Here is a 7,450-nt window from a genome sequence, read left to right as displayed (position 1 = left end):
GCTCAAGATCAAGGCGCTCGACGCCTGCTCCACCTGCAAGGGCGCCGGCGCGGCGGACACGAGCGGCCCCGTGGTCTGCGAGGCGTGCCAGGGCCAGGGCCAGGTTCGCCGCGTGCAGCGCAGCGTGTTCGGACAGTTCGTGAGCGCGACCGTCTGCCCCACCTGCGGCGGCGAAGGCCGGGTGATCAAGAACCCGTGCAAGACGTGCCACGGCGACGGACGCGAGCGCGCCGACCGCACGGTGGACGTGGAGATTCCCGCCGGCGTGAGCTCCGACAACTACCTCACCCTGCGCGGCCAGGGCAACGCCGGCCCGCGCGGCGGCCCCCGCGGCGACGTGATCGTGGTCATCGAGGTGGAAGAGGACTCGCGCTTCATGCGCGAGGGCTCCGACCTCGTCTACGACCTTGGCGTCACGTTCAGCCAGGCCGCGCTCGGGCAGGAGGTGGAGGTGCCCACCGTCCACGGGAGCGAGCAGGTGCGCATCCCCGCCGGCACGCAGAGCGGCGAGGTGCTCACGCTTCGCGGCAAGGGCCTGCCGCACCTGGGCGGCGGCGGGCGCGGCGACCAGCACGTGCGCGTGCACGTGTGGACGCCCACCACGCTCACGAGCGAGCAGGAGGAGCTGTTCCGCCGCCTGGCCGAGCTGGAGGGCCCGCTGCCCGGCGGCGAGGGCCGCCGCGTGGGCTTCTGGGAGAAGGTGAAGGGAGCGTTCGCCGCGTGAGCCAACCTCAACGCTGGCTCGTCCTCTCCGTTCGCCTGGCAGACCCGGAGCTGCTGCCGCTGGCCGCCGAGGCGCTGGTGGAGCAGGGAAGCTGGGCCGTGCAGGAAGAGGGCGGCGCCGTCCTCACCTACGTGCCCGAGCCGTCGGACCCCGAGGCGTTCGTGGCGGAGATGCGCGGCCACGTCGCCGCCAACCTGCCGGATGGCGTGGAGCTCGAGATCACCTGGCGTTGGCAGCCGCACGAGGACTGGGCCGCCACGTGGAAGGCCGGCCTGGGCCCGCGCCGCGTCACCGACCGCATCGTCGTGAAGCCAACGTGGACCGAGTGGGATGCCGAGCCGGGCCAGATCGTCCTCGACGTCGATCCGCAGATGGCGTTCGGCACGGGCGAGCACGCCACGACGCGCGGCTGCCTGCGCCTGCTCGATTCCGCGCTGAAGCCGGGCGACCGCGTGCTCGACGTCGGCTCCGGCTCCGCCATCCTCGCCATCGCCGCGGTGCGCCTGGGCGCAGGCGGGGCGGTGGCGGTGGAGTACGATCCCGACGCCAACATCAACGCCCGCGAGAACATCGAGCAGAACGGCACGGAAGGCCGCGTCCGCCTGATCGAGGCGATGGCCGACACCGCGATGCTGGCCGGGCTGGGCCGGTTCGACCTGCTGCTCGCCAACATTCTCAGCGGCGTGATCCGGCCGCTGCTCCCCGCCTTCCGCGCGGCCCTTAGCGGTTCGCCGGAAGGGCGGCTGATCGTGAGCGGCATCCTCGGCACCGAGCACGCCGAAGTGGTGCGCGACGCAGAAGCAGCCGGCTTTCGCGTGGAGCGCGTGGACGAGGAAGAGGAGTGGTGGAGCGCGCTTCTCCGCCCCGTCTGACGCGCCGTCGGCAGCAAACCCCCGATGTTGCAACGGAAGCCCCGGTGGCGAACCGGGGCTTTCGCGCGTCTGGTGTTTGTCGCCTCGCCGTTGCGGCGCCTCGATCGAACGTTAGATTGGGGCCGTGCCGGTCAGGAGCCACACCTCACCACGACACGCGAGCACATGGCCGAGAAGACCATCTTCAGCCGCATCATCGACGGGGAGATCCCCGGCAAGTTCGTCTATCAGGACGAGCACGTGGTCGCCATCCGCGACATCAACCCGGCGGCGCCGGTGCACGTGCTGGTTATCCCGCGCAAGCCGATCCCCTCGCTCCAGGAGCTGGGCGACGAGGATGTTGATATCGCCGGACGTCTGCTCCTCGCCGCGGCGGAAGTCGCCCGGCTTGAAGGCCTGGGCGAGCGTGGCTACCGCGTGATCATCAACACCGGCGACGAGGGCGGCCAGACGGTCCCGCACCTCCACCTCCACGTCCTAGGCGGCCGTCAGATGACCGAAGCCTCCATGCGCGGCTGAGCCTCCGCCGCACATCGCACGACAAGAAGCTCCCCGCCGACACATCCGCGGGGAGCTTCGTCTATCGGTCCTCCATCTCACCGGCATCAACTGCGGGCAATCTGGAGATCCGGGGCGCGTCATATTCAACGCCATCTCTCCAACCCAACACCGTCGTTTGGCTCTTTTCGGGTAAGGTCGGAAACCGAAACGCGATCAACCGTTGTTTGGACGGGATGGGACGATGCACGGCGGTAATTGTGGCGTTGGTAGTGATGTTTCGGTTCAGAGAAGGTCCGCCAACTCGTCACGATGGAGGCCAGTGTCGGTCAGGATCTTCACGAGCAGGCCGGGCCCGATGGTTTCCGCGCCGTGGACGGGGACGACGGTGGCGCGGCCGTCGGTGTGCTGGAGGAAGTGGTGGCTGCCTTTGACGCGCTTCAAGCCGAAGCCCGCCTTCGCCAGCGCCGCGACGAGCTGCTTGCCCGTGACCCGCGGCAGCCGGCTCACGCGGGAACGGACACGCGGCGGATGCCCACGAACTCCGTGGACGCCGCGCCCGCTACCTCCACGCACAGCTCGATGGCCTCGCGGACGCGCTCCATGAGCACGTCGAGGGTGCCCGCCTGCGTGTGGCACCCGCGCAGCGCCGGCACCGACGCCACGTACAGCCCCTCGGTGTCCCGCTCGATCACCACGTCGAAGTCTCGGTGCATGGCCTCTTCTTCCCTGGCGTAGGTTGCGTATTCGCTGCCGTACGGCGCCTGAAGCTCGCGCACCGCGGCAGGCCGGTTCCTGCCGCCGGCGGAGCCCCGCTGCACGGCATACAGGATCTCGCCCCAGGTAGCATTCTGGGGAAGCGAATCGATGAGCTTCGCGGCTTCTTCTTTTGCGCTCACGGCGGTTCACCCGGCTGTGGGTACGAAGGATTCCCGAAAGTAATCAAAGTGGACACAGTGCGCAAGCACCTCATCGCGCCAAAGGTGCGGATCTCGGCACACGTCACCTGGTGGACTGCGGTGCGATGCCGGCTGGGCGACGGGGCTCCATAAGGGAACGGGGCTCTCCACGATGCGTGGAGAGCCCCGGCTTCGCCCATCCCGCCATCCGAAGGCTCAGGCGCCGACGGGCTCCTCTTGGGGCTCGTACGCGGTGATGTAGCCGGCCATGGCGGATGCGGCCACCGTATAGGGCGACGCCAGGTAGAGCTGGCCCGGTCCCGAGCGGCCGGGGAAGTTGCGGTTGATGGCGCTGATGGTCACATCGGTCGGCTTGCGCGACACGCCGGGGCCAGCGTTGATGCACGCGCCGCACGACGGCTCGATGAAGGTGGCGCCCACCTGCTCGAAGAGCTTGTCGTAGCCCATCTCCTGGCAGTAGCTGTACACCTCCTGCGAGCCGCACTGGATGTAGAACTGCACGTCGTCGGGCTTGCGCTTGCCGCGCTCGGCGGCCTCGCGGACCACGCGGGCGTACATGTCCATGTCCTCCTTCTTGCCTGCCGTGCAGCTCCCCGCGTACGCGATGTCGATGCGCACCCGCTCGTCCAGCTCCTCCACGTTCTGGCCGTTGCCGGGGTCGCCGGGCAGCGCGATCATGGGCTTAAGCGTGGAGGCGTCGATCTCGATCGTCTTCACGTACTCGGCGCCGTCGTCGGAGTAGAGGCCGTCGATCAGCGCCTCGGCCTGGGCGCGCGTCATCCCGCGCTGGGCCACCAGGTACTCGACGGTCTTCGCGTCGGGCGCGACGATGCCGGTGAACGCGCCCACCTCGGCCGCCATGTTGGTCATGGTCGCGCGCTCATCCACCGAAAGCGCCTCCACGGCCGGCCCGGCGTACTCGATGATCTGCCCGATCGCGTGCCCGTCCTTGATGTACGGGTTGCGCAGGATCTCCAGCATGAAGTCCTTGGCCGTCACGTTGTCGGGCTTGTCGCCGCTCACGACCACGCGGAAGCTCTGCGGCACCTCCACGCGCACGTCCTTGGTGATCCACGAGTTGAAGATGGCCGTGGTCCCCACGCCGAACGCCACGCAGCCCACCGCCCCCGCATGCGGGGTGTGCGAGTCCGAGCCGATGATCACCTGGCCGGGCAGCGCGTAGCTCTCCAGGATCTTGGAGTGGCAGATGGCCTCGGAGCCGTGCTTGCCGTGGCCCAGCTCGCCGTACAGCCGCACGCCCTGCTTCTCCGCGAACTCGCGCTGCTTCACCTCCAGCTGGTTCGCCACGTCCAGCAGGCCCAGCTGCACCCGCTCCGGCGACATGGCGTCCTTGAGGAACGTCAGGTGGTCGCGGAAGAAGAGGATCGACTCCGGCTCCAGCACCTTCTCGTGCTCGCCCACCAGCTGCTCGAAGAAGATGGCCGACATGGGCGTCACATACTCGTGCGAGAAGCGGATGTCGGTCTGCACGAACCCGGAGTCGCCCGGCTGCACCCAGTCCACGCCGATGTCACCCTTCGACAGGTCGGTGACCCACCGGCGCGCGAAGATCTTCTCCGCGATCGTCATCGCCCGTGCGCCGCCGTGATGGGAGCCGTGCGGCGCGCCGACGGTGTCGCTGCCCACGTTGGACGTGGAGGTGGCGGCGAACTGCGGAGCGGCGCCGCTCACGCCTGTCATGGGCTCTGGGATGTTGCTCTCGCCGCTGCCGCGCAGCTGGCGCACGTCCAGTGCGTCGCGCGGGGCCGAGCCCCGCGGTGCGTGGCAGGAGATGGGCGGCGTGCGCACCGTGCCCTGAAGCCGCGCGACGTTGTAGTTGAACAGCCCGCCGTGCTCGATGATGCCGCGGGTGATCTCGTCCGCGCCCTCGGTGAACTCCGTGAGCGGGATGGTGTCGCCGCGGCGGATGCGGTCCACCAGCTCGAAGTTGGTGGACGTCAGGACGCCCAGGTTCTGGCAGTTCTCGCGGTAGATGCGCTCGATGTTCTCGGCGATGACCACGCGGATGCCCGCCATCATCTCGGCGTACGGGCTCTGCTCGCGCGAGCTGCCCTTGCCGCGGCGACGTCCGGAGACCGAGGCGACGAAACCGCCCTTCTTCACGCTGCCCTGCTTGATGGGGAACTCGTTCCCGGCCTTGAGGCCCAGGTACGGGAACTCGCCCAGCGTCTCGTCGAAGTAGTAGCAGATGTAAGCCGGCGTGATCTCGTCGGTCGAGATGTTGTCGCGCAGGTTGGCGCGCACCTCGTCCGTGAGCTCCACGTCCTGCCCGTCCAGCTGGGCGCGGACCATCTCCGGGTCGTCGACCAGGAAGAGGATGCGGCCCTCGAGGCGAACGTCGGGGGGAAGCTTCTCGATCTTGCGCGAAAGCAGCGAAGCGATCATCGGGACGACCCGTGTGGAGGTGCGACGGTGGTTTGCCAGCCGGTAACATAGCCGCTGGAGCCCCGCGTGCAAGCCGCGCCCGAACGCTCGTTCGAACGGTGCGACGGGGCCGGAGATGCGTACCACGGCCGCCGTCCCGCGTTCCGCTCGGAGCATGGCCTCGCATCCGCCATGCCGCTCACGACGGCCTTGAGGGGATGCGGGAGATCGGTTAGATTCAGGGCTGCAAGGGGCCTTAGCTCAGCTGGGAGAGCGTCCGCTTTGCAAGCGGAAGGTCACCGGTTCGATCCCGGTAGGCTCCACTCACCGCCCCGACGGCGGAAAACGACGAAGCGGCGCAGGCTTTCGAGCTTGCGCCGCTTTGCGTTCGTGTACTGCTCTTGGTCCGCTACCGGCGGGGGTGCGACGACCAGTGGATCGCCGTGATACGCCATGCTCCCGCTTCGCGCGCGAGGACCATCAGCTCCGCGCCGGCCGAGCTGATGGCCCTTCCCCGGAACGTGCCGTCGCTCGTGGAGGTGGAGCTGGCCCACGCCACGTCGCGGCGTACACGGACGTGAACCTGCCCTTGTCGCGTCCGGACGGTGCGCGCGAACTCGATGTCGGCGGCGAGGTGACGCGAGCGGTACTCCGACCGCGACTCCTGCTCCCCGCTCTCCTGGATCAGCACGTCGGAGGCGAGGAGCGCCAGGGCCGCGGCGCTGTCTCCTTCGGCCAGCGCACGGTGGAAACGCTCCACCATCTCCGCGACGGCGGCCGAATCGCCTGCCGAGGTGGCATGGTGCACCGAGCCATTCGCCTGCGCGGGCAGTGTACGCGGCTCCGCGAGCGAGAAGGCCGACGCAGCGAGTATGGCGAGACCAGCCGTACGTAAGATTCCCATCGGAGTCCGGGCAGAGGTCAACAGGGACGCACACGGGAGAAGCTGCGCGCCGGACGGCGTCACGCCGCAGTAGGGTGCGAGGCGTGGAAGGACGCTACCTGTTGGAGATCGCGTCCTCGAGCGTCTCCACGATGGGCAGCGGCGGCGGGTCGGGGAGCTTCGCCAGGATCTCCTTGGCCTGCTGGATGGCCGCGTGGTTCCTCGCCATCTCGGTATCCAAACGGCTCGCAAGCGAGCGGCGCTCCTTCTTCCGGTGCTTGTTCCCGCCGAAGAAGGCCTGCGCCCGGTGCTCGGAGATGTCTTCGTCGAAGGCCTTCTGCACCGCCGCGGCCTCGTCGTTCATCCCCGCCTCCACGAACAGCTTCGTCATCAGGCCGCTCAGCTGCCGGTAACGCTCGTTGTACTCGTCTTCCTGGAAGATGGACGCGTGGTGGGTGCCGGCCTCGAACTCGCCCTCGTCGGCCCACTTGTTGAGCTGGATGACGGCCTTGCCCACGCTGCCCTCGGCGCGGATGTGCCGGATGATCTTGGTGTAGCGCTCGGCGTGGATGGCGTATTCGTGGGCGACGGTGCCCGCCGCCTGGCCGGCATTGCGGTCCCAGAAGGTGAGCACCGGCGGCACGACCTGCACCTCGATGGTGATGCGCTCGTCCTTGAGGTCCACTCCGTCGTGCATCAGATCTTCGATGCGCGCCTCCTTGCCCTTCTGGCCGTAGAAGGCCATCGGCCGCACCTCGCCCACGCCCGCCATCAGCCCCAGGTCCGCGCGGAACACGAGGTCCACTTTCGCGGAATCGTCGTTCACCATCTGCCACAGCTCGCCGTTGGCGGCGGCGATCGCCTTCAGGATCACGCTTTCCGCCGCGGCGAAGTGCTTGTTCTCCTTCCGGGCGGCGGTCGTATCCACCGCGCGCTGCAGCACGTTGGGCGCGCGGCGGGCCTCCAGCATCCGCAGCACCGCGCGGTTTCCGGCGGTCCGTTGCAGCGCGAGCACGTCGGCGGGGGCGCGTCCGGCTGCTGGTGAGCGCGGGCTGGGCGCCGAAGGGCGTGCGGGTGTGGTCGTAGGTGCTGCGGAACCGCGGCGCGGAGCCGGACGGGGCGGAGCGTGGGCGGTGCCGAACATGGACCAACTCCTGGTGGCTGGAGG

Annotated in this window: 8 protein-coding genes and 1 tRNA gene; 4 read left to right on the top strand and 5 right to left on the bottom strand. The window is 68.9% G+C overall.

Going from position 1 to position 7,450, the window contains the following annotated elements; all coding sequences use genetic code 11:
* The 3 genes from VFE05_06660 to VFE05_06650 all read left to right on the top strand — a co-directional run.
* Window positions 1–724: DnaJ C-terminal domain-containing protein (locus VFE05_06660; GenBank protein HET6229746.1), on the top strand; the 724-nt coding region annotated here is incomplete at its 5' end.
* Window positions 721–1,596: a 50S ribosomal protein L11 methyltransferase gene (locus tag VFE05_06655; protein HET6229745.1), complete on the top strand. Its 876-nt coding sequence runs from the start codon at window positions 721–723 to the stop codon at window positions 1,594–1,596. The genes VFE05_06660 and VFE05_06655, both read left to right, overlap by 4 nt.
* Window positions 1,597–1,761: 165 nt before the next feature.
* Window positions 1,762–2,115, top strand: a complete 354-nt coding sequence (locus VFE05_06650; GenBank protein HET6229744.1) for a histidine triad nucleotide-binding protein — start codon at window positions 1,762–1,764, stop codon at window positions 2,113–2,115.
* Between the two features lie 264 nt (window positions 2,116–2,379).
* On the opposite strand, the gene VFE05_06645 is transcribed toward VFE05_06650, so the two are convergent.
* From VFE05_06645 to VFE05_06635, 3 genes are all read right to left on the bottom strand, one after another.
* A complete protein-coding gene (locus VFE05_06645; GenBank protein HET6229743.1) occupies window positions 2,380–2,604 on the bottom strand; it encodes a type II toxin-antitoxin system HicA family toxin in 225 nt (74 codons plus the stop codon).
* The gene (locus VFE05_06640) at window positions 2,601–2,993 is read right to left on the bottom strand and encodes a type II toxin-antitoxin system HicB family antitoxin (GenBank protein HET6229742.1); all 393 of its coding nucleotides are present in this window, start codon (window positions 2,991–2,993) and stop codon (window positions 2,601–2,603) included. Before VFE05_06640 ends, VFE05_06645 begins: the two co-directional genes overlap by 4 nt.
* 216 nt (window positions 2,994–3,209) lie before the next feature.
* Window positions 3,210–5,420 (bottom strand): aconitase family protein, encoded by a 2,211-nt coding sequence (locus VFE05_06635; protein HET6229741.1) that lies wholly within the window; start codon window positions 5,418–5,420, stop codon window positions 3,210–3,212.
* A 229-nt stretch (window positions 5,421–5,649) separates the two neighbouring features.
* On the opposite strand from VFE05_06635, the gene VFE05_06630 reads away from it, so the two are divergent.
* Window positions 5,650–5,722, top strand: a tRNA-Ala gene (locus tag VFE05_06630).
* 86 nt (window positions 5,723–5,808) lie between these two features.
* On the opposite strand, the gene VFE05_06625 is transcribed toward VFE05_06630, so the two are convergent.
* Both VFE05_06625 and VFE05_06620 read right to left on the bottom strand, forming a co-directional pair.
* The gene (locus VFE05_06625; protein ID HET6229740.1) at window positions 5,809–6,303 is read right to left on the bottom strand and encodes a nuclear transport factor 2 family protein; all 495 of its coding nucleotides are present in this window, start codon (window positions 6,301–6,303) and stop codon (window positions 5,809–5,811) included.
* Window positions 6,304–6,397: 94 nt separating this feature from the next.
* Entirely contained in the window at window positions 6,398–7,261 is an 864-nt protein-coding gene (locus VFE05_06620) for a hypothetical protein (GenBank protein HET6229739.1), read from the bottom strand.
* Between the last annotated feature and the right edge of the window lie 189 nt (window positions 7,262–7,450).

Source organism: Longimicrobiaceae bacterium, from assembly GCA_035696245.1.
In the GTDB taxonomy this organism is placed as follows: domain Bacteria; phylum Gemmatimonadota; class Gemmatimonadetes; order Longimicrobiales; family Longimicrobiaceae; genus DASRQW01.
The sequence above is the reverse complement of the archived record's forward strand: the minus strand, read 5'-3'. Positions and strand labels throughout refer to the sequence as shown.

Coding starts and splice junctions, on each gene's coding strand:
- VFE05_06635 (HET6229741.1), bottom strand. CDS start 5,420: ATGATCGCTTCGCTGCTTTCGCGCAAGATCGAGAAGCTTCCCCCCGAC.
- VFE05_06625 (HET6229740.1), bottom strand. CDS start 6,303: ATGGGAATCTTACGTACGGCTGGTCTCGCCATACTCGCTGCGTCGGCC.
- VFE05_06650 (HET6229744.1), top strand. CDS start 1,762: ATGGCCGAGAAGACCATCTTCAGCCGCATCATCGACGGGGAGATCCCC.